The sequence below is a fragment of the Eisenbergiella tayi genome (assembly GCF_001881565.1).
In the GTDB taxonomy this organism is placed as follows: Bacteria; Bacillota; Clostridia; order Lachnospirales; family Lachnospiraceae; genus Eisenbergiella; species Eisenbergiella tayi.
The window spans coordinates 698,868-722,145 of record NZ_MPDJ01000004.1 but is presented as its reverse complement, the minus strand read 5'-3'; the positions used below and the strand labels follow the sequence as shown (position 1 = coordinate 722,145).

Below are 23,278 nucleotides of genomic sequence, written 5' to 3'. Positions count from 1 at the left end.
GTATGAAAATAGTATTTATGGGAACTCCCGAATACGCGGTGGGAGCATTGGAAGCGCTCTGGAAAGCGGGGCATGACATAAGAGCGGTGGTAACACAGCCGGATAAGCCCAAGGGAAGAGGAAAAGAAGTGCAGATGAGCCCGGTAAAGCAGTTTGCCGTTTCGCATGATATTTCTGTTTTCCAGCCCGTGAGGATTAAGAAACCGGAAGCCGTGGAACAGCTGAAAACCTATGAAGCGGATGTTTTTGTTGTGGCGGCCTTTGGACAGATCCTTTCTCAGGAAATCCTGGATATGCCAAGGTTTGGCTGTATCAATATCCATGCCTCCCTTCTGCCGAAATACCGGGGAGCGGCGCCGATTCAATGGGCGATTATCAACGGGGAAGAAAAGACTGGCGTTACTATCATGCAGATGGATGCAGGTGTGGATACCGGAGATATGCTTTTTAAATCAGAAGTAGTTATTGCGCCGGAGGATACCTATGCCAGCCTTCAGGATAAGCTTGCCAGAGCAGGAGCCGATTTGATTGTCCCGGCGCTTGCCGCTGTTGAAAAAGGGGAAGTGAAGCCGGAGCATCAGAATGCTTCAGATAGCAGCTACGTGGGAATGATTGACAAATCCATGGGACAGATTGATTTTGCCCGTCCTGCGGCGGAAACCGCGCGATTGATAAGAGGATTAAATCCGTGGCCCAGTGCGTATACTTCTTATAAAGGGAAAAAGCTGAAAATCTGGGAGGTTTCTCCCTGTGAGGAACAGGCGGAGGGAGCGCCCGGAACGGTGAAAAAGCTGGATAAGGAAGCGATTTACATCAATACCGGGGAAGGTGTACTGAAGGTGACGCAGCTGCAGCTGGAAGGCAAGAAGCGTATGCAGGTGAAAGATTTTCTGCTGGGCTGCAGAATGGAAAAAGGAGAAATGCTAGGATGTTAGGATACGGTTATTATTTTGACCCCACTTATTTACTTGTAATTATCGGAGCTGTGCTTTCTATCTGGGCCAGTTCCAGGGTGAACAGCACCTATAATAAATATTCCCGTGTACGCAGCATGACCGGGATGACAGGCGCGGAAGCAGCCAGAATGATATTAAACTATAACGGACTCAGCGATGTTCGGGTGGAGCATGTTTCGGGCAGCCTTACCGACCATTATGATCCCAGGACCAAGGTGCTGCGTCTGTCGGATTCCACCTATGGCTCGGGAAGTGTGGCGGCTATCGGCGTTGCCGCTCATGAATGCGGGCATGCGGTACAGGATAAGGACGGTTATGTGCCCTTGAAAATAAGAGGCGCGCTGGTGCCTGTGGCCAATCTGGGTTCGGCGTTGGGGCTCCCTATAGTGATACTGGGCCTGATTTTCGGCCTGAGCTATACCTTTATACAGATCGGAATCTGGGTATTCGCCGCTGCCGTATTGTTTCAGATCGTGACGCTGCCCGTGGAATTCAATGCCTCCGGGCGCGCCCTGCAGATGCTTCAGAGCTACAGGATACTCACAGAGGAAGAGACCGGCTATTGCAGAAAGGTATTAAGCGCGGCGGCTCTCACCTATGTTGCGGCCGCAGCATCCTCTATTCTGCAGCTTCTTCGTCTGTACCTGCTGGCCGGCGGGAGAAGAAACCGCGACTAAAGCCTGTTTGGAAATCCGGCGGAAGCTGAAAGGATTGGAGTACGTATGAAGACGGAAAGCGGAATAAACACCAGAGCCCTTGTGCTGGATATTTTATTGGAAATGGAAAAAGGGCAGGAGTATGGCAGCCTTCTTCTTAAGAATGTATTGGATAAATATGATTACCTGGAAAGCCGTGATAAGGCCTTTATCAAACGGCTGACCGAAGGCGTGACGGAGCGGAGGATTCAGCTGGATTATGTCCTGGGCCGTTTTTCCAAAACGCCGCCGGCAAAATGCAAGCCGCTCATCCGCAATCTGCTGAGAATGGGCGCATATCAAATCCTTTTTATGGACAATGTCCCCGATTCTGCGGCCTGCAATGAAGCGGTGAAGCTGGCGGAAAAGAGACATTTTCAGCAGCTGAAGGGCTTTGTGAACGGTGTGCTGCGCAGCCTGTCCCGGGAAAAAGAAAAGCTGGTGTGGCCCGATAAGGAAAAAGAACCGGTTCTCTGGCTGTCGGTCATGTACTCCATGCCGGAATGGATTGTGAAGATGTGGCTCGCGGATTACGGCGCGGAAACAACGGAAAAAATTCTGGCCGGGCTGCTTGAACCGCGTCCTGTAACGATTAGGCTGGCGGAACGGCTTACGGAAGAGGAAAGGGAGGAACTGCTTGCCAGGCTGGAAGAATGCGGAGCCGGTCCGGCGGCCCATCCCTACCTTCCCTATGCGTATATGCTCCAAAAATCCGATGGGGTCGCTTCCCTTCCTGGTTTTTCCCGGGGAATGTTCGCCGTTCAGGATGTGAGCAGTATGCTGGTGACGGAATGTGCGCTTGATGCAGCACAGAAAACGTATTTCCTGCTGGATATTTGTGCCGCTCCCGGAGGCAAGGCGGTTCATGCCGCCGAGCGTCTGGCAGGAAGAGGCAGGGTGGAGGCCAGAGATATTTCGGAAAGCAAAACCGGCCTGATTCTGGATAATGCCCGGCGGATGGGGCTTTCCAATCTGGAAATCAAGGTATGGGACGCCACGGTGCCGGATGAGGAAATGAAAGGCGCTGCCGATGTGGTGCTTGCGGATCTTCCCTGCTCCGGGCTGGGAGTTATCGGCAGAAAGGCCGACATCAAGTACCGGGTGACTTCGGAGAGCCTGTCGGAAGTGGCGGCGCTGCAGCGGCGCATACTGACCAATGCCGCAGAGTATGTAAAGCCCGGCGGAACGCTGGTTTACAGTACATGTACGATCAACAAAGAAGAAAATGAAAGACAGGCGGCCTGGTTTGCCGATAACTTTCCTTTTTCCCTGCGAAGCCTTGACGGCGGTCTGCCTGAGGCATTGAAGAATAAGGAGAGCAAAGCGGGGATGTGCCAGCTTCTGCCGGGCATTCATAAAACGGACGGTTTTTTTATAGCCGCCTTTGTACGAGAGGGATAACATGGGGACTGATATCAAATCCATGACGCTGGAAGAACTGAAAACGGAAATGGAGCGGATGGGGGAAAAGAGCTTCCGCGCCGCACAGCTGTATGACTGGATGCACTGCAAGCTGGCCTCCGGTTATGATGATATGACCAATATCCCTCTTTCCCTGCGTAAAAAGCTGGAGTCGGAATACCCTTACGTGAGCCTGACTCCTGTGGAGATCCAGGAATCCAGGCTGGACGGGACTAAAAAGTTTTTGTTTGCCCTTTCCGACGGCAATGTGGTGGAAAGCGTATGGATGAAGTATAAGCATGGCAATTCCGTGTGTATTTCTTCCCAGGTGGGCTGTAAGATGGGCTGCCGGTTCTGTGCCTCTACTCTGGACGGCTGGGAGCGCAATCTCCTGCCTTCAGAAATGCTGGATCAGATTTATGCGATTACCAGGCTGACCGGAGAGAGGGTTTCCAATGTGGTGGTTATGGGAACCGGGGAGCCGATGGACAATTTTGAAAATCTGCTCACCTTTATCCATATACTCACGGAAGAGCATGGCCTCCATATCAGCCAGCGCAATATAACGGTTTCCACCTGCGGCATTGTTCCCAAAATGCGGGAGCTGGCGGATAAAGGGCTGGCCATTACACTGGCGCTTTCCCTGCACGCCACGACGGATGAAAAGCGCAGGGAGCTGATGCCTGTGGCGAATACCTACCATATGGATGAATTGATGGAAGCCTGCGCATACTATTTTGAAAAAACAGGAAGAAGGATTACCTTTGAATACAGCCTGGTGGCCGGTGTGAACGATACACCGGAGGATGCCGTACAGCTGTCTGCCCTGGCGGGCCCGCTGAACTGCCATGTGAACCTTATCCCTGTAAATCCCATAAAAGAGCGGAATTACAGGCAGTCCGGGCAGGAGGAAATCCTGGCTTTTAAAAATAAACTTGAAAAAAACAGAATAAATGTTACTATTAGAAGGGAAATGGGCAGAGATATTGACGGCGCCTGCGGGCAGCTGCGCCGCCGTCATATAGCTGGAGATAAGGAAAGGGAAGTCTAAGTGAAAGCATTTTCTATCACCGATATCGGGAAGAAAAGACAACTGAATCAGGATCATATATATTCCTCCCTGGAGCCTGTCGGGAACCTGCCGAACATTTTTCTGGTGGCGGATGGCATGGGAGGCCATAAAGCGGGAGGTTATGCGTCCAGCTGTGCTGTGGAGACCATACTTGAGGGAGTGAGGGAATCGGAAGGCGTACGGCCTGAGGAAATCCTTACTGAGGCCATACAGAGAGCCAATGAGGTGATTGAGAAAAGAGCCGGAGAAGATGAACGGTTTTCCGGTATGGGAACAACGGTTGTAGCCGCCTGCTGGGATGGAAAAGAGCTCATTGCGGCTAATGTGGGAGACAGCAGGCTTTATGTGGTAAATGGTGGAATTGAACAGGTTACGGAGGATCATTCGCTGGTACAGGAAATGGTCAGAATTGGGGGCATCAACAAGGAAGAAGCCAGAAGCCATCCGAATAAGAATATTATTACCCGCGCGGTCGGACTGGAACAGGATTTAAGTGTGGACTGCTTCAGGCTGCCTCTGAAACCGGGAAATATTGTGCTGTTATGTTCAGACGGCCTGACAGATATGCTGGAGGATGAAGAAATTTACCGGATTCTCACCGGTGAGGGAACGATTCAGCAAAGGGCTCAGGCTCTGGTACAGGCGGCCAATGACAATGGCGGCAGGGATAATATCGCAGTGATTGTGATAGACCCGTTTTCATAATGTATGCAATGGGGTAGTGTGCATGCCAAGTGGAGGAAGAAGGAACCGCCGCCGGGCGATTCTATTTTTACCTGTCGGGAAAGCAGCGTATTTTCCGGGCAGGCAGGAGGACTGGAATGATTAAAATTGGAATGATGCTGGGAGAAAGATATGAAATCCTGGAAAAGATCGGCACCGGCGGAATGTCGGACGTATATAAAGCCAAATGCCATAAGCTGAACCGGTATGTAGCGGTCAAGGTGCTGAAGCAGGAATTCAGTGAGAATTCAAATTTTGTATCCAAATTCAGGGTGGAGGCCCAGGCTGCGGCAAGCCTGATGCATCCCAACATTGTAAATGTTTATGATGTTGGTGAGGACAACGGCATCCATTATATTGTCATGGAGCTGGTGGAAGGAATCACCCTCAAAAAATATATCGAGAAAAAAGCACGTCTTTCCGTAAAAGAAGCAGTCAGTATAGCCATTCAGGCGTGTATGGGCATCGAGGCCGCCCATAATAACCATATCATCCATCGTGATATCAAGCCTCAGAACATCATCATATCAAAAGAAGGAAAAGTAAAAGTTACGGATTTCGGTATTGCAAAGGCGGCTACCAGCAATACCATTACTTCCAATGTCATGGGAAGCGTCCATTATACCTCGCCGGAGCAGGCCAGAGGCGGCTACAGCGATGAAAAAAGCGATATTTATTCCATGGGAATCACATTATTTGAAATGCTGACAGGACGCGTCCCTTTTAACGGGGATACAACGGTGGCGATTGCCATTAAACATATACAGGAACCTATGCCTTCACCCAGGGACTATGTACCGGAAATACCGGTGAGCGTGGAGCAGATTGTACTGAAATGTACGCAGAAGAGTCCGGATCGCAGATACCAGTCCATGAGTTCGCTTATTGAAGATTTGAAGAAGTCCCTCATCTCACCCGATGAGGATTTTGTCCGGACAGTGGATCCCGAAACCTCTGCCGCCACCCGTACGATTTCCAGGGACGACATGGAGAAGATTAAGAAACAGTCCAAAAAGCCTTCCCATACGGAGGAAATACGGCTGAAAAAGAATACGGCAAAGCCTTCCGCGGAGCCATCCAGAAACGGTAAAAAGAGATCCCAGGCGGCATATCAGCCGGAGCCTGAGGATGATGAGGATGAGGAAGAATATGAATCCCGGATGGAAAAGGTAACTACAGTTCTTGCGGTTATCGGCGCTATCATAATCGGATGTGTGGTGATCTTTCTGGTAGGAAGGGCGATTGGTATTTTTGATTTTTCTTCTTCCGGACAGGACGGTGTGGTAAAAATGATCGAAGTAGCCGGCATGACGGAAGCGGAAGCCAGGCAGAAGCTCACTAAGATGGGACTGGATCCCGTAGTGGAGTATGTGGAAAGCGACAGTGTGGAGGACGGTATAGTCATCGGTTCGGATGTGAAGAAAGGAACACAGCTGGAACCCGGAGACAAGGTGGTGCTGCAGGTGAGCGGCAAGGATGCCGGAATCGTGGTGCCCGACACCTATAACAAGCCGCTGGCGGAAGCTGTGGCCTCCCTGGAAGGGGAAGGCTTCCGAACGGAAAAGAAGGAAGGCTATTCCGATACCGTCGCCAAAGGAAATGTCATGAGCCAGAATCCCGAGGCCGGAACCAATGCGGAAAGAGGAAGTACAGTAACCATAGTCATCAGCCAGGGACCTCAGGAGAGCAAGGTGCAGGTGCCTGACGTATTAGGGCTGCTGCCTGAAGAAGGCAAGAGTACGGTGGAAGCAGCAGGCCTTACCGTCCGGAATATAACGGAAGTATACAATGAAGATGAAAGCCTGCTGGGCAAGGTGTGCGGCCTGAGCTATTCCGTGGGAACGGAGGTTGAGCCGGGAACCGCCATCGATATTTATGTGAGTAAAGGCCCGGAGGCCACTTATATCTACGCGGAAAATATAGCGAGTCCTGCATTGGAAGATCCCCAGTATGCGGAGGGAACGCCCTGTGTTCTTGTGGTAACGACAGCATCCGGCACGGAGATTGCCCGTACGGTGGCAACCTCCTTCCCGTGGCCGCTGAACCTGCCGGATATCAAAGAGCCCACAGGAACCCTTACCCTGATTTACAATGTAGCCGCTGATCCGATCACCACTACGGATCCGGTAACGGGAGAAACGAAGGTGGAACCCGGCGGAGTCCAGGAGAAGACCGTGACCAGGCCGCTGCAGTTTTTGAAGAAAGAGTAAGTGCATGAGGGGAAGAATAATCAGAGGAATCGCCGGTTTTTATTACGTACAGACCGGAAATCAGATATACGAATGCAAGGCAAAGGGGATTTTCCGGAAGGATAAGAAAAAGCCTCTACCCGGAGATTATGTGGAAATCGATATTCTGGATGAGACGGCGCTTACCGCCAATATCAGCGTTATACTGCCCAGGACGAATGAGCTCATTCGTCCTGCGGTGGCCAACGTGAATCAGGCTCTGGTCATTATGGCGGCGGCAAGTCCGGCACCGAACCTGAACCTGCTGGATCGATTTCTGGTGACCATGGAACAGCAGAAGGTGGAATGCTGTATCTGTTTCAACAAACAGGATTTGGTAGATGAAGAATGGAAGGACAAACTCAGGGAAAGCTACAGGAATACGGGCTACCGGGTATTGTTTACCAGTGCCAGGCAGGGAGAAGGCCTGGAAGAGCTCTGTCAGATACTTACAGGTAAGACAACAACGGTGGCGGGCCCCAGCGGTGTGGGAAAGTCCTCTCTGATCAATCGGCTGCAGACCGGCATTTCCATGGAAACCGGTGAAATCAGCACAAAAATCGAAAGAGGAAAACATACCACAAGGCATTCCGAACTGATTTATGTCAGCGAAGATACCTATATTGTGGATACCCCGGGCTTCAGTTCTATTGAGCTTTATGGGATGGAGAAAGAAGAGCTCCAGGATTATTTCCCGGAATTTGCCGACTGGGAGCCTGAATGCAGGTTTACCGGCTGCGCCCATGTGAAGGAACGTGACTGCGGTGTGAAAACGGCGCTGGAGCGGGGAGAGATAAGCCGGAGCAGGTATGAGAATTACTGCCAGCTGTATGAGGAATTGAAGAATAAAAGAAAATATTGATTGATTCCCGTGCGCGACGGGCCAAAAGGGAACGCTGGCAGAGAACCGGAGATTCTCCTGCCGGCTTGAAGGCTGACGCGAGGGGCAGATATAAAGCCGTTCACGGCAGGGAATATATTCCTTAAAATAGGGTGGAACAGGAAAGAGATGGTTGACGGAAACCATCTCTTTCCTGTTATATATATCGCAAGTATGGTATGGAAATAAAACAGTCCTGCCATTCCATAAACTCAGCCAATTTTTACTATCGCTTATTAAAAAACTTTTATTATATACCTTCCATATAATGTTTACAAGCAGGTCACTGCATTGATCTAATGTACAACGAGACACCTTCAGCTCCGGCAATTCGGAATCCTTCCTTCGAAGATGTAAGCGTGCTGCTTGACTAAATGGAAAAAGAAGTTTATACTAAAAATACCGAACGGTCGGTTTTTAATAAAGGAGGCAATCCGCATGGCAAAAAAATACAACTCACAGGCGACTATCGAAGCGATCCTGTCTGTTTCTGCAAGGCTGTTCTTAGAAAAAGGTTTCGATAAAACAAGTATGAAGGATATTGCCGAAACAGCCGGTATATCAAAAGGGGCTATTTATCATCATTTTCAGTCCAAAGATGAAATTATAGAAGCTGTTATGGAAAAACAGGCTCATACCGTCACAGATGCGATGGAGGGCTGGTTAGCGGATGCGGATTCTCTGAACGGCAGAGAAAAGCTGCAGTTTCTTCTGGAAAAGAATATAGAAAGCCAGGAAGCTCATTGCCTGGACGATATAATGAGCGTCCGCATGAAAAGCGCGGAATTCGTCTTGTCCTATATGCAGGATTGTGTAAATAAAGACTCTGCATTTATTTCTGAAATAATGAAAGAGGGGATAGCTGACGGCTCACTCGCTACAGAGTTCCCGGAGGAATGTGCGGAAGTTTTTCTTCTGTTGATGAATGTATGGTGTGATCCTGCCGTATTTAGCGGCAATGCGGAGAAGCTGGAGCAGCGTATGCGTTTTCTGCAGCACATGATGAAGGCTGTTGGAATTGACATTTTGAGTGATGAACTCATGGAAAAATCTTTGCACTTAATACAAAAAATATATGCTGAAAATTAAAATTTTGAATCAGTAAGAAATATTATGGAGGAACCATAAATGGAAAAAGTATTGGAAAATGCAATAGACAATGGGCTTGGGAGAATATCGTCCGGCCTTTACCTGTTCAGTATCGGGCTGGGGATTGTACTCATAATACTAGGTGTTATCCTTATTTTTAAGAACAGAGGATCAAAGGAAAAGAAGAAAACGGCAAACGTCGGGTTGATCTGTCTCCTTATCGGCATAGTTGCTGTTATAAGCGGATGGGTGCAGCTATAGAGAAGATATGATACCTGGGAAATTCCTTTTTAGATGCTTAAAATCCATATCTGAAGGAAATTTGGCTATTTTCAAAAGGCTGGCTATGTGATATAATTTTAAGCTGTATCAAATCGAAAAAATAATTCGATTGATAAAAACAGTAGTAACAAAAAGACAGTGTAATAAATTGTACAGCATAACTATATAGAAAGGCAGAAAACCTTGCATATAATGGATTTCTGGACAGGTATCATCGAAAATGAAATTAGGAATCGTAGGTCTTCCCAACGTAGGAAAGAGCACCTTATTTAATTCCCTGACGAAAGCGGGCGCGGAATCCGCCAACTACCCCTTCTGCACCATAGATCCCAATGTGGGAATCGTAACGGTTCCTGACGAAAGGCTGAAGCTTCTGGGAGATATGTACCATTCCAAAAAGGTAACTCCCGCAGTCATTGAATTCGTGGATATCGCCGGTCTGGTAAAAGGGGCTTCCAAAGGAGAAGGCCTGGGCAACCAGTTCCTGAGCAACATCAGGGAAGTGGATGCCATAGTACACGTGGTGCGCTGCTTTGAAGATGACAATGTAGTCCATGTGGACGGGAACATAAATCCCCTCCGTGATATTGAGACCATTAACCTGGAACTGATTTTTTCCGATATCGAAATCCTGGAAAGAAGGATAGCCAAAGTGGGCAAGCAGGCCAGGATGGACAAGACTGCTGCCAAAGAAGCAGCCCTTCTGGAAAGAGTGAAGGCTCTTTTAGAGGACGGAAAACTGGCAATGGCATTCCAGCCCGAGGATGAGGATGAAGAAGCCATCTTTGCTTCCCTGAACCTGCTGACGGCAAAACCGGTGATTTATGCAGCTAATGTATCGGAAGATGATCTGGCGGATGACGGGGCGTCTAATGCGGGAGTGGCGGCTGTCAGGGAATATGCGGCGGAAAGCGGAAGCGGTGTTTTTGTCATCTGTGCCCAGATCGAAGAGGAGATCTCCGAACTGGAGGAGGATGAAAAGGCTATGTTCCTTGAGGATCTTGGCCTGAAGGAATCCGGACTGGATAAGCTGGTAAAGGCCAGCTATAAGCTTCTGGGACTCATCAGCTTTTTGACCTCAGGCGAGGATGAGACCAGGGCGTGGACGATCAAGATTGGTACGAAGGCTCCCCAGGCGGCCGGAAAGATACATACCGATTTTGAAAGGGGCTTTATTAAAGCTGAAGTGGTGAATTATAAGGACCTTCTGGAGCAGGGCTCCCTGGCAGCAGCGAGGGAAAAAGGGCTTGTGAGAATGGAAGGCAAGGAATACGTGGTACAGGATGGAGATAATATCCTGTTCCGGTTCAACGTGTAAGATAATAAGTGCTGTATAAATAAATAGAAAAACCAGAGCCATGTTGTTCCTGTTTAATAATAGGAAACAACATGGCTTTTTCTGTGTCGGCAGCCTTTTGTGGATCGGAGTTTTATGGCGGCTGTCAGGTGTGTTGAAACAGGAAAAATGCTTACGGATGGAATTATTTACAGGAAACCGGAATCATTTCAGGTGAAAGGATGAAAATTTGGGATTATCCACCACCGTGGTAAATACTGGAATCAAAAAAACAAATTGAATACATAAAATCCATATATGGTATATCGGAAAGAGGCGCATACCATATATAGATAACATGCCAAAAAGCAATCTGCAGAGTCAACTGCCGGTTGCTTTTTTTTGAAGGAAAGGATTGATTTTGCTTGCAAAATACATTAGATTATACTAAAATCAATATAAAAGTGGTGGAAAGTGGTGCGAAGTGGTAGGAAGTGGTAGATTTCCTCCGGCTGGTGTCAGTTATCCTGCGGGCAAGGCGGCTTCGGCAGTGCTTTTTGTGTGACAGGCCACTTTTGAGGCGGTGATTGTCATGTTCATGGGTGAATACAATCATACAATTGATGCGAAAGGCAGGCTGATCATACCTTCAAAATTCCGAGAGGTTTTAGGCGAGGAATTCGTAATTACGAAAGGGTTGGACGGCTGCTTATTTGTGTATGACAATCAGGAATGGAACGCCTTTGAGGAAAAGCTGAAGGCTTTGCCTCTGAATAAGAAGGACAACCGTCAGTTCGTCCGTTTTTTTCTTGCAGGAGCTGCTGAAGTGGAAGTGGACAAGCAGGGAAGAATCCTGGTTCCCGGTAATCTGCGTGATTTTGCAGGATTGGAAAAGGATGTGGTACTGGTTGGCGTGGCCAGCCGTATTGAAATCTGGAGCAAGGCGAAGTGGGACGGCATTACGGAAGATGAAGATGAGGCGATGGAAGATATCGCAGAACGCATGGCCGATTTAGGGCTGGGAATATAAGAGACAGGAAGGTTGAGGCTCTATGGAATTTGTTCATAAATCGGTACTTTTAGATGAAACAATCGAAGGACTTGCCATAAAGCCTGACGGGATCTATCTGGACGGGACGCTGGGAGGCGGCGGGCACAGCAGTGAAATTTGCAGGAGGCTGGGAGACGGACATCTGATCGGGATCGATCAGGATGAAGAGGCCCTGGCGGCCGCATCGGAGAGACTGAAGCCATTTCAGGATAAAATAACTCTGGTACGGGATAATTACTGTAACGCGCCGGAGGTAATAAAGAACCTTGGAATTACGGGAGTAGACGGACTTGTGCTGGATCTGGGGGTTTCCTCCTACCAGCTTGACAATGTGGAACGCGGTTTTTCCTATCGTTATGACACGGCCCTGGACATGAGGATGGATACCAGGCAGTCTCTTACCGCAAGGGAAATCATCAATGAGTATCCGGAAAGAGAACTCTACCGGATCATCAGGGACTATGGGGAAGACCAGTTTGCCAAGAACATTGCCAAACATATCGCGGCAGCGAGAAAGGAAAAGCCCATTGAAACTACGGGCGAACTGAACGAACTGATAAAGGCGGCGATACCGGCGAGGATGAGAGCGAACGGGGGACATCCCTCCAAACGCACCTTCCAGGCGATCCGGATCGAATGCAACCATGAACTTGATGTTTTGAAAAATTCCCTGGATGAGCTGATTGCTATGCTTAATCCCGGAGGAAGAATATGCATTATCACATTTCATTCCCTGGAGGATCGTATCGTAAAGTCGGCCTTCCGTAAAAATGAGAACCCGTGCACCTGTCCGCCGGATTTCCCGGTATGTGTGTGCGGAAAGAAATCCCAGGGAAAGGTGATAACGAGAAAACCGGTTTTGCCGGGGGAGGAGGAACTGGAAACAAATTCCCGTTCCAAAAGCGCAAAACTGCGTATTTTTGAAAAAGCGGCCGGATAAGACAGCCGGTGTAACAGATAAAGGAGAATTGCCATGGCGCAGACAGTAAGAAGCAGACAAAGCAGAAGTACTGGAAAAAGCGAATACAGAAGATCAGTCAGCCGCAGTGCATATGTGGCCGGCAATACGGTAAGACAAATAGATGTTGTTGAAGAAATACATAAGCCCCGCAGACAGGAATTAAGCCATGCGGTAAAGAAAAACAGGGACAAGGCCGTTTATATGAACCTGGGATATGTACTTTTTCTGACTGCTTCTCTGATTGTGGCCGGCGTCGTTCTGATTGGATACATCCGTCTGCAGTCAGAAATCACTGCAAGCGTTAAGCATATTGCGGCAATGGAAAGCACTCTGAACAGCCTGAAGGTTTCCAATGATGAGGAGTACAGCAGGATTGAAAGCTCTGTGGATTTGGATGAGATCAGGCGGATAGCCATTACTGAACTGGGTATGACCTATCCGGATCAGAACCAGATTGTAACAATTCCGGATGAAGGCAGCGATTATGTAAGGCAGCTGGCAGATATTGCAGAATAGAAGTGGGTGGCAGTTTGGACAGAAACAGAGAAAACAACGATAGAAAAGATTCGCAGAACACAAATAAATTTACAACGAAAATGCAAAAGAAGCTGGTAGTACTGTATTTCCTGGTATTACTGGCTTTTGCAGGATTAAGCGCAAGACTTGTCTTAATCAACCGGGACAACGGCGAACAGTATAAACGCCAGGTGCTTTCCCAGCAGCAGTACTCCAGCCGGACGCTGCCTTTTAAGCGGGGAGAGATCCTGGATTCCAAAGGAACCAAGCTGGCGGTGAGTGAAAAGGTGTATAACCTGGTGCTTGACTGTAAGCTGATGAATGAAAAGGAAGAGTATGTGGAAGGAACCATCGCTGCGCTGACTCAGTGTTTTGATGTGTCGGAGTCGGATATCCGTTCCTATAATGAGCAGAATCCCACTTCGCAGTATCATGTTTTGAAAAGACAGCTGACTTATGATGAGATCGCACCCTTCCAGGAACTGCAGAATAATGAAGAGCAGGGAAAGTACATTCAGGGAGTTTGGTTTGAAGAGGAATACCGCAGGGTATATCCCAATAATACCATGGCGGCCGATGTGGTGGGTTTTACCAGCAAGGATAATGTGGGCAACTATGGGCTGGAGGAGTATTATAATGATATTCTCAGCGGCATTAACGGCAGGGAATACGGCTATATGAACGACGATTCCAATCTGGAGCGGACCACAAAGGCCGCGGTGGACGGCTATAATCTGGTGACTACGCTGGATGCCAACATCCAGGGAATCGTGGAACGCAAGCTGCAGGAATATAACGATACCTATAAAAATGCGGCAAGAGAAGGAAACGGCGCCCAGAATGTGGGCTGCATCATCATGGATGTAAATAACGGAGACATCCTGGCAATGGCCAGTTATCCGTTTTTCAATCTGAACGATCCCCGTAATACGGACATGCTGCTGGGGCAGCATGTGGTGAATGAGCAGGGAGCAGTTCAGGATACTATAATTAATGAAGAAACGCTGGCAGGCTTCGATGATGATACGCTGTACCGGCAGCTTAATGCTCTCTGGAAAAATTATTGTATATCCAATACCTATGAACCGGGTTCCACCATGAAGCCTTTTACGGTTGCGGCGGGACTGGAAAGCGGCAAGCTGACGGGAAATGAGACCTATCAGTGCAACGGAAGCCTGACCATTGTGGAAGGGCAGAAGCCGATTAAATGCCATAGCTACCGGACAGGCGGAGACGGTCTGGTGACGGTGGAAGGGGCCATTGAACGTTCCTGCAACGTAGCCCTGATGAAAATGGGGCAGGCCATAGGGAAAACCACATTGCTGAAATATATGCAGGATTTCAATTTCGGCCTGAAGACCAACATTGATCTGGCAGGGGAAGCCCGTACAGCCTCCCTGGTATTTACAGAGGACAGCATGGGCCCCGTGGAGCTGGCGACGGCTTCCTTCGGACAGGGATTTAATGTTACCATGATACAGATGGTGGCAGGCTTCAGTTCCCTGATAAACGGCGGTTATTATTATGAACCCCATATGGTAAGCAAGATCACCGCATCGGACGGCTCCGTAGTGAGAAATATTGAACCCCGTCTTTTGAAGCAGACCGTATCCGAGTCAACCTCCGCAAAGATCAGGGATTACTGCAAGGCCGTTGTAGTGGGGGAAAATGGTACCGGACATACGGCCCGGCCCGCTGGATATATTATCGGCGGAAAAACAGGTACGGCGGAAACACAGCCCCGCGGCAACAATCAATACGTGGTTTCCTTTATCGGCTATGCACCTGCGGATGATCCGCGAATTGCCATCTATGTGGTCGTTGACAGGCCCAATTCCGATAAGCAGGACGATGCCAAATATGCCACAAGAATCGTGAAGAGCGTGCTCACAGAGGTGCTGCCTTATATGGACATTTTTATGACAGAACCTCTCTCCGAAGCAGAACAGAAGGATCTGGAGGAACAGCAGATCGCCTATAAACAGCAGCTGATGAGCCAGGTCAGCGGCAATGATGTCAGCGAAAATGATGTAGGCGGGGAAGGAGGGGAAGACCAGGAAGGCGGCCAGGCCGGAGAAGGCTCCCAATCCGGTGAGAACACGGGAAATGAGGAGGACAACGTGAACAGGCCGGCGATGGAAATTGATCCGGAAACCGGATATGGCATTCTTCCCGACGGCACGAGAGTGGATCCCAAAACAGGGGATGCAATAGATGAGGATACGCCGCTGGATCTTCCGGAACCCAACCTGCCTTTGAACGATGGACAGAACCAGGGGGATGAAGGCGGAGACAATTCCCCATTCTGATAATTGGTTTTTCCGGAATCTTTTCATACAAAAGAAGGTTAAAATGAGAATAACCTCATAAATCCGGTAATAGATTGTATCAATTACCGCTTTATGAGGTTTTCCAATGGAAGAGAAGAACAAAACATTCCACAGAAAGAAAACAGTCTGGGCCTTTGTTATCTGTCTGGCGGTTTTTGTGGCACTGACAGGGCGTCTTGTTTATCTGATGGTTTATCAGTCAGCATACTATACTCAGGCGGCGGAGGAACTCCATCAGAGGGAAAGAAATATCAAAGCCAAAAGAGGGAGGATCATTGACGCGACCGGTACAGTGCTGGCGGATAACAGAACCGTATGCAACATTTCCGTTATCCATAACCAGATAAAGGATCCGGACAAAGTTGTTGAGATACTCGCCAGAGAGCTTGATCTGGAGGAGGATTATGTCAGAAAAAGGGTGGAGAAATACACCGCCATTGAAAAGATAAAAAGCAATGTGGACAAAGCGGTGGGGGATGCCATCCGTGCCTACCAGCTGGACGGCGTTAAGGTGGATGAAGATTATAAGAGATATTACCCCTTTGACAGCCTGGCTTCCAAGGTGCTGGGATTTACCGGCGGAGACAACCAGGGAATTGTGGGGCTGGAAGTAAAATATGATGAATATCTCCAGGGAGAACCGGGAACCATTTTGACAGTGACGGACGCCAGAGGCGTGGAGGTGACGAAGGAAGGGGAAGACCGGGTGGAGCCGGTCAACGGTGACGATCTCCATATCAGCCTGGATGTGAATATTGAACAATATGCCACCCAGCTTGCCAATCAGGTGCTGGCGGCGAAGGAGGCGGAGAGTGTTTCCATTCTGGTGATGAAGCCGGACAACGGAGAAATCCTGGCAATGGTAAACGTGCCGGAATTTAATCTGAACGAACCGTTCACCCTGCCGGAAGGCACGGCGGCGGAGGGTTTGTCCGGAAAGGAAAAACAGGATCTGCTGAATCAGATGTGGCGAAACGGCTGTATTAATGATACATATGAGCCGGGATCTATTTTTAAAATCATCACTGCCGCAGCCGGACTGGAGGAGGGAGTGGTGACTATGGAAGATACATTCAGCTGCCCCGGTTATATTATGGTGGAGGATCGCAAGATCCGGTGCCATAAAACCTCAGGTCACGGGGCAGAAACCTTTGTCCAGGCTACCATGAATTCCTGCAACCCTGTTTTTGTTACGGTGGGGCTGCGTCTGGGAGCGGACAATTATTACAGATATTTTAATAAGTTCGGGCTTCTGAACAAAACCAATGTGGATTTGCCTGGAGAGGCCGGAACGATCATGCACAAGCTGGAAAATATCGGCCTGGTGGAGCTGGCTACCATTTCCTTCGGCCAGTCCTTTCAGATAACGCCCATTCAGCTTGCCACAACGGTATCCTCCCTGATAAACGGAGGGAACCGGATTACCCCTCATTTCGGGGTGGAAACCATGGATGAGGAAGGCAATGTCACGAATACCTTCGAATACCCGGTCACGACCGGTATTGTATCGGAGGACACCTGTGAGAAGCTGCGTTTTATGCTGGAACAGGTGGTGGAAAACGGAGGTGGTAAGAACGGATATGTGGAAGGCTTCCGCGTGGGAGGCAAGACGGCGACCAGCCAGACACTGCCAAGAGGCACCGGGCGTTATATCGCTTCCTTCCTGGGCTTCGCGCCGGCAGACGATCCCCAGGTGCTTGCCCTGGCAATTGTGACGAACCCGCAGGGGGTATATTACGGCGGCCAGGTGTCGGCTCCGGTGGTGCGTCAGCTTTTTGAGAATATCCTTCCTTATTTGGAAAAGTTGGATTATAATGTACGAGAACAGCAGGGAAATTGAAAGGAAAGGGTGACAAGTGTACTTATTGTACACGGAGAGTCACAGGAAAGGTTAAATGAGTTTATCCGTTTGTATACCGGTGCTCCTGTCGTTTCTGGTAAGCGTATTGCTGGGGCCGGTAATCATACCTTTTCTAAAGAGACTTAAGGCTGGGCAGACCATCAGGGATGAGGGGCCCAAAAGCCATTTGAAAAAAAACGGAACGCCTACGATGGGCGGGATTTTGATCCTGTCGGCAATGATTGTTACCTCTCTTTTTTATATGAAGGATTACCCGGAAATAAAACCCATACTCCTGCTCACGCTGGGGTTTGGGCTGATTGGATTTCTGGATGACTACATCAAGGTGATTCTGAAGCGTTCCATGGGGCTTACCCCCCTGCAAAAGATGGCGGGACAGCTGGTGGTGACCGGTTTGTTTGCCTATTATCTGCTGAAGGTTACCGATATCAGCCTGGCGGCAAAGATTCCCTTTATGCCGGGAGTGGAGCTGGATTTGGGATGGCTGAATATACCGCTTCTGTTTTTTATTATAATAGGAACGGTAAACGGTGCTAATTTTACCGACGGGCTTGACGGCCTGGCTGCCAGTGTTACCGTGCTGGCTGCCAGCTTCCTGTCTGCGGCGGCTATTGGTACGGGGACGAGGATCGAACCCATTACCTGCGCGGTGGCGGGAGCCCTGATGGGCTTCCTGCTTTTTAATGTATATCCGGCAAGCGTTTTTATGGGAGATACCGGATCTCTTGCTTTAGGGGGATTTGTGGCGGCATCTGCATATATGATGCAGCTTCAGCTTTTTATACCGATAATCGGTTTTATTTATGTGATAGAGGTGGTGTCCGTCATCCTTCAGGTCGTGTATTTCAAAGTGACCGGGGGAAAACGGTTATTCCGGATGGCGCCTCTTCATCATCATTTTGAACTGGGCGGATGGTCCGAAACAAGGATAGTTGCAGTATTTTCCATTATTACGGCGATTCTGTGCCTGGTGGCATTAATAGCCATGTAAAACGCGGCGGTGCCGCTTGGGAGGTAGAAAATGAACGTTGAAGGTAAGAAGGTCTTGGTAGTCGGCACCGGGAAAAGCGGTATTGCGGCTGCCGCATTGCTGGCAAAGGAAAAAGCGGCGCCGGTTTTGTTTGATGAAAATAAGGATACGGATGCGGAGGAAGTGAAAAAAAAGCTTCCTGATGCGGAGATAGAAGTGATTACCGGAACTCTTCCGGAAGGGATTCTTGATGAACTGGAGCTGGCGGTATTAAGCCCGGGCGTTCCGGTGGATACCCCTTTTGTGGAAAAATTCAGGGACAAGGGTATCCCTGTCTGGGGTGAAGTGGAGCTGGGCTACGCTTTTTCCAAAGGAAAGGTGATAGCCATTACCGGGACGAACGGAAAGACAACCACAACGGCTCTTACCGGTCAGATCATGCGGGATTATTACGAATCTGTATTTGTGGTTGGGAATATTGGAAACCCTTATACGCTGGAAGCTTTGAATACCAGGGAGGACAGCGTGACGGTAGCGGAGATCAGCAGTTTCCAGCTGGAAACCACAGTGGATTTCCACCCGTCGGTGTCGGCAGTCCTGAATATAACGCCGGATCATCTGAACCGCCATCATACCATGGAAAACTATGCGGCGGTTAAGGAATCCATAACAAAGAACCAGACGAAGGAAGATACCTGTGTCCTTAATTATGAGGATCCTTATACGAGGGCTTTCGGAGAACGCTGTCCGGCATCCGTCATCTGGTTTTCCTCCGCGGAAAAGCTTGCTGAGGGCTATTATCTGGAGGGAGAGGACATCATCCGCAGCATCGGGGGTGTGACGGAAAAGCTGCTGAATATCAACGAAATGAAGCTTATCGGCACGCATAATGTGGAAAATGTTATGGCGGCGATTGCCATGTCGGCGGCATACGGAGTGCCCATGGCGAATATAATTAATACGGTAAAGCATTTTCAGGCGGTGGAGCACCGGATAGAATATGTGGCTGAAAAAGATGGGGTGGTGTATTACAATGATTCCAAGGGAACCAACCCGGATGCGGCCATTAAGGGAATCCGTGCCATGAACCGTCCTACCATATTGATCGGCGGCGGTTATGATAAACAGAATGAATACGATGAGTGGGTGGAGGCCTTTGACGGAAAAGTCAAGCTTCTCGTACTCATAGGACAGACAAAGGAAAAAATAGCGGAATGTGCCAGAAAACATGGTCTTACCAACATTGTTTTCGCAGATACATTCGAAGAATGTATGGAAATCTGCGTGAAAAACGCGGTATCCGGAGACGCAGTGCTGCTTTCTCCTGCCTGTGCCAGCTGGGGGATGTTCCCCAATTATGAGGTGAGGGGAAATATGTTCAAGGAATATGTGAATAATCTGTAACTGTGAAGGTACGGAACAGTTACAATAATCTGAAGGAGTGATTGCGTGGCATCCAGAAAAAACAGAAAGCAGTCTGAATATTTTTTTGATTATACCCTGTTATTTATCGTGCTGTTCCTGTTAGGCTTCGGGCTGATCATGGTGTATTCCACCAGCTCATATGAAGCGTCGATATCGGCCAATCTGAAGTATGATGAGGCTTATTATCTGAAGCATCAGGCGTTTGCGGCGGTTATGGGTTTTTTTGCCATGATTGTTGTGGCGAATATCCCCTATCATTTTTGGGAAAGGTTTGCGACACTGGGATATTTTGTGTCGGCGATATTGATCGTGCTGGTTCTCACACCTCTGGGCATTGAGGCAAACGGCGCCAGAAGATGGCTGAACCTGGGGCTTTCTGTGCAGCCTGCGGAAATAGCCAAGCTCTGTATGATTCTGTTTCTGGCAAGCTTTATCTGTAAAATGGGGAAAGGGATCCGGACGGGAAGAGGCTTCTGGATGGTGCTGATGATCCCGGTGCCGATTTGTGTGATGGTTTGGAAAATTACCAACAATATGAGTTCCGCCATCATCATTTTCGGCATTGCCCTCCTCATGCTGTTTGTGGCAAGTCCGGATTACAAGCGTTTCGTCCTCATGGGAGCGGCGGGAGTTGCCGCGGTTGCAGCCCTTGTTTTCGCCATTATCCAGATGGAGCACAGTGACCTGGGATTCCGCGGCGGCCGTATCCTTGCCTGGCTGAATCCGGAGGATTATGCTTCGGGAACAGGCTTCCAGACCCTGCAGGCATTATACGCCATAGGCTCCGGGGGAATATTCGGAAAGGGGCTGGGACAGAGTATGCAGAAGCTGGGCTTCCTGCCGGAGGCGCAGAATGATATGATTTTTTCCATTATCTGCGAGGAGCTGGGATTGTTCGGAGGGATTGCGGTCATTCTCCTTTTTGTCCTCCTGATATGGCGTTTTATGGTAATAGCCAATAATTCCTCGGATTTATTCGGGGCGCTGCTCGTTGTGGGCGTTATGGGCCATATTGCCATACAGGTAATCCTGAATATTGCCGTTGTAACCAATACGATACCCAATACAGGGATATCGCTGCCCTTTATCAGCTACGGAGGCTCCTCGGTCATGTTCCTGATGGTAGAAATCGGACTTGTCCTGAGTGTGGCGAAGGGAATTAAGCTGAAGAACATATAGGCCCGTCAGGGAAGAAATTTGCCTGTACAAGGTGTCAAGATGCCTTCTCCCGCATAGGATAGAATAGTTCTATTCTGAATAAAATCCGGGAAGGTGGACCATTGAAGTCTATTTATATCAGCGGAAACGCGCCTTTGTACGGCGAAGCTACGATCCAGGGATCGAAAAATGCAGCGCTGCCGATTATGGCAGCGGCTCTTTTAATCCCTGGAATCAGTGTACTTAAGAATTGTCCCCACATAGCCGATGTGGAATTTATGTGTCGTATCCTGGAAACCATCGGATGTATTGTGGTGTGGGACAAAAATGAAGTACGCATAGATGCGTCGGCTGTAAAAACCAGCCGGCTGCCGGAAGAATATGTGACCACGATGCGTTCCTCCGTAATGCTGATGGGTCCTATGCTGGGAAGAATCGGTGAAGTGTCTTTGCATTATCCGGGCGGCTGCGTCATTGGAGACAGGCCGATTGATATTCATCTGAAGGCACTGGAACGTCTGGGAGTCTGTTACAGTGACAGCGAGCAGGAGCTTGAAGCCCAGGCGGTCCGTCTGAACGGCACCGATATTTCACTGGAGTTTCCCAGTGTGGGAGCCACGGAGAATCTTATCATGGCGGCGACGGCTGCAGAAGGGATAACCTGCATACATGGAAGCGCGCTGGAGCCTGAAATAATCAGCCTGTGTGCGTTCCTGAGAGCTGCGGGAGCTGATATACGCGGAGAGGAGACCGGCTGCATAACGGTGGTGGGAGGCAGGAAGCTTCATCCCTGCTGCTTTACCGTACCGTCCGACAGGATTGTGGCGGGGACTTATATGTGTGCATGCCTTGCTGCCGGAGGTGAAATATTCCTGAGGAATGTGCCGCGGGGACAGCTTACAGCCATGGAAGATGTGGCCATACGAATGGGCTGTAATCTCCGAAGAGGCCAGGACGGCATGCTCATACGGCGGTGCGGAGTCCTTTTTTCACCCGGCTGTGTGGAAACCCGAAGCTATCCGGGATTCCCGACGGATCTGCAGTCACCCCTTCTGGTAGCCCTTTCTCTGGCGGAAGGGAAAAGTGCCCTGCGGGAGACGATATTTAACGGCAGGTTCGGCGTGGTGGATGAACTGAATAAAATGGGAACCGGCATCCGTGTGAAGGGGGATGTGGCCTGTGTACCCGGCGGACGGAGACTGTCAGGCTGCCATGTGACCGCCAGTGAACTGCGCGGCGGAGCCGCCCTTGTGGTGGCGGGCCTGTGTGCGGACGGAATGACAGAAGTGGCAAACCGCTATTTTATTGACAGGGGCTATGAAGACATTTGCCGGGACCTGTCGCAGTTGGGAGCGGATATAGACAGTTGGTAGGATAGGGGCTGTAAATGAAAACGGATAATAAAAAGAAAAACAAGAAAAAAAGTGTCCGGAATGAGAAAGCCGGCGGCAGGAAACCTTCTGCCGCCTCTGCCAGCGGCTCCGGGAAAAAAAGTGCTGCAAAACCGGCGGCTTCCCCTCCGAAAAAAAATACGGTCCCGGACAGAAGCAGGAGTATCGGCCGTGTGGCCGCCACTACTTCCACCGGAAACAAGCTTCGTCTGGTAACGGGGAATGCGGGTACGGCGAAGAACAGCCGTTCATCGCCGTATACGGGCAGCCTGGGCACCTTGCAGAATGAAGGGGGCAGAAAGAGGCTGATTGTCCTGGGCATTGCAGCGGCCCTGCTGCTGACGGCCGCAGGTGCGCTGTTGTACATAAGCAGCCATTATCATGTGAAATACATATATGTGGAAGGCAATGTCCATTATACGAATGAGGAAATCATAGCGTTAGTCACTTCTGAGAAGCTGGGCGATAATTCCCTGTATCTGTCTCTGAAGTATAAAAATAAGGGAATAAAAGGAATTCCCTTCATAGAAAAAATGGATGTAAAGGTTGTGGCCCCGGATACGATAAGGATAGTGGTATATGAAAAGGCTGTGGCCGGTTATGTGGAATATCTGGACAAGTATATGTATTTTGACAAAGACGGCACTGTTGTGGAGGCTTCCGATACCAAAACGGAGGGAATCCCCCAGGTGACGGGCATCAACTTCAATCATGTCGTGCTGTATGAACCTCTTCCGGTGGAAAATCAGGAGGTGTTTAAGGAAATCCTGTATATGACCCAGATTTTATCCAAATATGAGATCAGCGCGGACAAGATTTATTTCGATGACGCGTATGAAATGACATTGTATTTTGGAGATGTCCGGGCAAAACTGGGAAATGATGACAATGTGGAAGAAAAAATTGCCAGGCTGAAGCAGATACTCCCGGCGGCAGAAGGAAAGAAAGGAGTATTCCGAATGGAAAATTATGCCGGAAGCGGCTCCAATGTGTCGTTTGAACAGGATAAATAA

General features: G+C 49.3%; 20 protein-coding genes. All 20 read left to right on the top strand.

Annotated elements, in window-relative coordinates:
- Nucleotides 1-2: 2 nt before the first annotated feature.
- The 20 genes from fmt (at nt 3) to BLA28_RS17745 (ending at nt 23,278) form a co-directional block, all read left to right on the top strand.
- Nucleotides 3-935: a methionyl-tRNA formyltransferase gene (fmt, locus tag BLA28_RS17840; protein ID WP_069158363.1), complete on the top strand. Its 933-nt coding sequence runs from the start codon at nt 3-5 to the stop codon at nt 933-935.
- Nucleotides 929-1,633, top strand: a complete 705-nt coding sequence (locus BLA28_RS17835; RefSeq protein WP_044963206.1) for a zinc metallopeptidase — start codon at nt 929-931, stop codon at nt 1,631-1,633. The genes fmt and BLA28_RS17835 overlap by 7 nt, the downstream gene beginning before the upstream one ends.
- A 45-nt stretch (nt 1,634-1,678) precedes the next feature.
- A complete protein-coding gene (gene rsmB / locus BLA28_RS17830) occupies nt 1,679-3,052 on the top strand; it encodes a 16S rRNA (cytosine(967)-C(5))-methyltransferase RsmB (protein WP_069158362.1) in 1,374 nt (457 codons plus the stop codon).
- Nucleotide 3,053: 1 nt separating this feature from the next.
- The gene (gene rlmN / locus BLA28_RS17825) at nt 3,054-4,103 is read left to right on the top strand and encodes a 23S rRNA (adenine(2503)-C(2))-methyltransferase RlmN (protein ID WP_069158361.1); all 1,050 of its coding nucleotides are present in this window, start codon (nt 3,054-3,056) and stop codon (nt 4,101-4,103) included.
- On the top strand, nt 4,104-4,829 hold the full coding sequence (locus BLA28_RS17820; protein WP_071699270.1) for a Stp1/IreP family PP2C-type Ser/Thr phosphatase: 726 nt from the start codon (nt 4,104-4,106) through the stop codon (nt 4,827-4,829).
- A gap of 116 nt (nt 4,830-4,945) precedes the next feature.
- Complete coding sequence (gene pknB, locus BLA28_RS17815) at nt 4,946-7,057, top strand: Stk1 family PASTA domain-containing Ser/Thr kinase (RefSeq protein WP_069158359.1); 2,112 nt, start codon at nt 4,946-4,948, stop codon at nt 7,055-7,057.
- A 4-nt stretch (nt 7,058-7,061) separates the two neighbouring features.
- Nucleotides 7,062-7,937, top strand: a complete 876-nt coding sequence (gene rsgA, locus BLA28_RS17810; RefSeq protein WP_069158358.1) for a ribosome small subunit-dependent GTPase A — start codon at nt 7,062-7,064, stop codon at nt 7,935-7,937.
- 456 nt (nt 7,938-8,393) lie between these two features.
- Nucleotides 8,394-9,044: a TetR/AcrR family transcriptional regulator gene (locus tag BLA28_RS17805; RefSeq protein WP_069158357.1), complete on the top strand. Its 651-nt coding sequence runs from the start codon at nt 8,394-8,396 to the stop codon at nt 9,042-9,044.
- 39 nt (nt 9,045-9,083) lie between these two features.
- Complete coding sequence (locus tag BLA28_RS17800) at nt 9,084-9,305, top strand: hypothetical protein (RefSeq protein WP_009252069.1); 222 nt, start codon at nt 9,084-9,086, stop codon at nt 9,303-9,305.
- A gap of 241 nt (nt 9,306-9,546) precedes the next feature.
- Entirely contained in the window at nt 9,547-10,644 is a 1,098-nt protein-coding gene (ychF, locus tag BLA28_RS17795) for a redox-regulated ATPase YchF (RefSeq protein ID WP_044963187.1), read from the top strand.
- A 550-nt stretch (nt 10,645-11,194) separates the two neighbouring features.
- Nucleotides 11,195-11,632, top strand: a complete 438-nt coding sequence (gene mraZ / locus BLA28_RS17790; protein ID WP_009252071.1) for a division/cell wall cluster transcriptional repressor MraZ — start codon at nt 11,195-11,197, stop codon at nt 11,630-11,632.
- A gap of 22 nt (nt 11,633-11,654) precedes the next feature.
- Nucleotides 11,655-12,593 carry a 16S rRNA (cytosine(1402)-N(4))-methyltransferase RsmH gene (rsmH, locus tag BLA28_RS17785; RefSeq protein WP_044963183.1) on the top strand — a complete coding sequence of 313 codons (939 nt, stop codon included), beginning with the start codon at nt 11,655-11,657 and terminating at the stop codon, nt 12,591-12,593.
- Nucleotides 12,594-12,626: 33 nt separating this feature from the next.
- On the top strand, nt 12,627-13,130 hold the full coding sequence (locus BLA28_RS17780) for an FtsB/FtsL family cell division protein (RefSeq protein WP_009252073.1): 504 nt from the start codon (nt 12,627-12,629) through the stop codon (nt 13,128-13,130).
- Between the two features lie 14 nt (nt 13,131-13,144).
- On the top strand, nt 13,145-15,439 hold the full coding sequence (locus tag BLA28_RS17775) for a peptidoglycan D,D-transpeptidase FtsI family protein (protein ID WP_069154805.1): 2,295 nt from the start codon (nt 13,145-13,147) through the stop codon (nt 15,437-15,439).
- A 106-nt stretch (nt 15,440-15,545) separates the two neighbouring features.
- Nucleotides 15,546-17,300: a peptidoglycan D,D-transpeptidase FtsI family protein gene (locus tag BLA28_RS17770; protein ID WP_009252075.1), complete on the top strand. Its 1,755-nt coding sequence runs from the start codon at nt 15,546-15,548 to the stop codon at nt 17,298-17,300.
- A gap of 55 nt (nt 17,301-17,355) precedes the next feature.
- Nucleotides 17,356-18,312, top strand: a complete 957-nt coding sequence (gene mraY, locus BLA28_RS17765) for a phospho-N-acetylmuramoyl-pentapeptide-transferase (protein WP_016359795.1) — start codon at nt 17,356-17,358, stop codon at nt 18,310-18,312.
- 30 nt (nt 18,313-18,342) lie between these two features.
- A complete protein-coding gene (murD, locus tag BLA28_RS17760) occupies nt 18,343-19,695 on the top strand; it encodes a UDP-N-acetylmuramoyl-L-alanine--D-glutamate ligase (RefSeq protein WP_069158356.1) in 1,353 nt (450 codons plus the stop codon).
- A 45-nt stretch (nt 19,696-19,740) separates the two neighbouring features.
- Nucleotides 19,741-20,895: an FtsW/RodA/SpoVE family cell cycle protein gene (locus BLA28_RS17755; RefSeq protein WP_009252079.1), complete on the top strand. Its 1,155-nt coding sequence runs from the start codon at nt 19,741-19,743 to the stop codon at nt 20,893-20,895.
- 101 nt (nt 20,896-20,996) lie between these two features.
- Entirely contained in the window at nt 20,997-22,247 is a 1,251-nt protein-coding gene (gene murA / locus BLA28_RS17750) for a UDP-N-acetylglucosamine 1-carboxyvinyltransferase (RefSeq protein WP_069158355.1), read from the top strand.
- A gap of 14 nt (nt 22,248-22,261) precedes the next feature.
- Entirely contained in the window at nt 22,262-23,278 is a 1,017-nt protein-coding gene (locus tag BLA28_RS17745; RefSeq protein WP_016359793.1) for a cell division protein FtsQ/DivIB, read from the top strand.

What these genes read in the sequence shown, in the direction of transcription:
- BLA28_RS17745 (WP_016359793.1), top strand. Translation starts at nt 22,262, where the DNA reads ATGAAAACGGATAATAAAAAGAAAAACAAGAAAAAAAGTGTCCGGAAT.
- rsmB (WP_069158362.1), top strand. Translation starts at nt 1,679, where the DNA reads ATGAAGACGGAAAGCGGAATAAACACCAGAGCCCTTGTGCTGGATATT.
- pknB (WP_069158359.1), top strand. Translation starts at nt 4,946, where the DNA reads ATGATTAAAATTGGAATGATGCTGGGAGAAAGATATGAAATCCTGGAA.
- ychF (WP_044963187.1), top strand. Translation starts at nt 9,547, where the DNA reads ATGAAATTAGGAATCGTAGGTCTTCCCAACGTAGGAAAGAGCACCTTA.
- mraZ (WP_009252071.1), top strand. Translation starts at nt 11,195, where the DNA reads ATGTTCATGGGTGAATACAATCATACAATTGATGCGAAAGGCAGGCTG.
- BLA28_RS17770 (WP_009252075.1), top strand. Translation starts at nt 15,546, where the DNA reads ATGGAAGAGAAGAACAAAACATTCCACAGAAAGAAAACAGTCTGGGCC.
- murD (WP_069158356.1), top strand. Translation starts at nt 18,343, where the DNA reads ATGAACGTTGAAGGTAAGAAGGTCTTGGTAGTCGGCACCGGGAAAAGC.
- mraY (WP_016359795.1), top strand. Translation starts at nt 17,356, where the DNA reads ATGAGTTTATCCGTTTGTATACCGGTGCTCCTGTCGTTTCTGGTAAGC.
- BLA28_RS17780 (WP_009252073.1), top strand. Translation starts at nt 12,627, where the DNA reads ATGGCGCAGACAGTAAGAAGCAGACAAAGCAGAAGTACTGGAAAAAGC.
- BLA28_RS17800 (WP_009252069.1), top strand. Translation starts at nt 9,084, where the DNA reads ATGGAAAAAGTATTGGAAAATGCAATAGACAATGGGCTTGGGAGAATA.
- fmt (WP_069158363.1), top strand. Translation starts at nt 3, where the DNA reads ATGAAAATAGTATTTATGGGAACTCCCGAATACGCGGTGGGAGCATTG.
- rlmN (WP_069158361.1), top strand. Translation starts at nt 3,054, where the DNA reads ATGGGGACTGATATCAAATCCATGACGCTGGAAGAACTGAAAACGGAA.
- rsmH (WP_044963183.1), top strand. Translation starts at nt 11,655, where the DNA reads ATGGAATTTGTTCATAAATCGGTACTTTTAGATGAAACAATCGAAGGA.
- BLA28_RS17805 (WP_069158357.1), top strand. Translation starts at nt 8,394, where the DNA reads ATGGCAAAAAAATACAACTCACAGGCGACTATCGAAGCGATCCTGTCT.
- rsgA (WP_069158358.1), top strand. Translation starts at nt 7,062, where the DNA reads ATGAGGGGAAGAATAATCAGAGGAATCGCCGGTTTTTATTACGTACAG.
- BLA28_RS17835 (WP_044963206.1), top strand. Translation starts at nt 929, where the DNA reads ATGTTAGGATACGGTTATTATTTTGACCCCACTTATTTACTTGTAATT.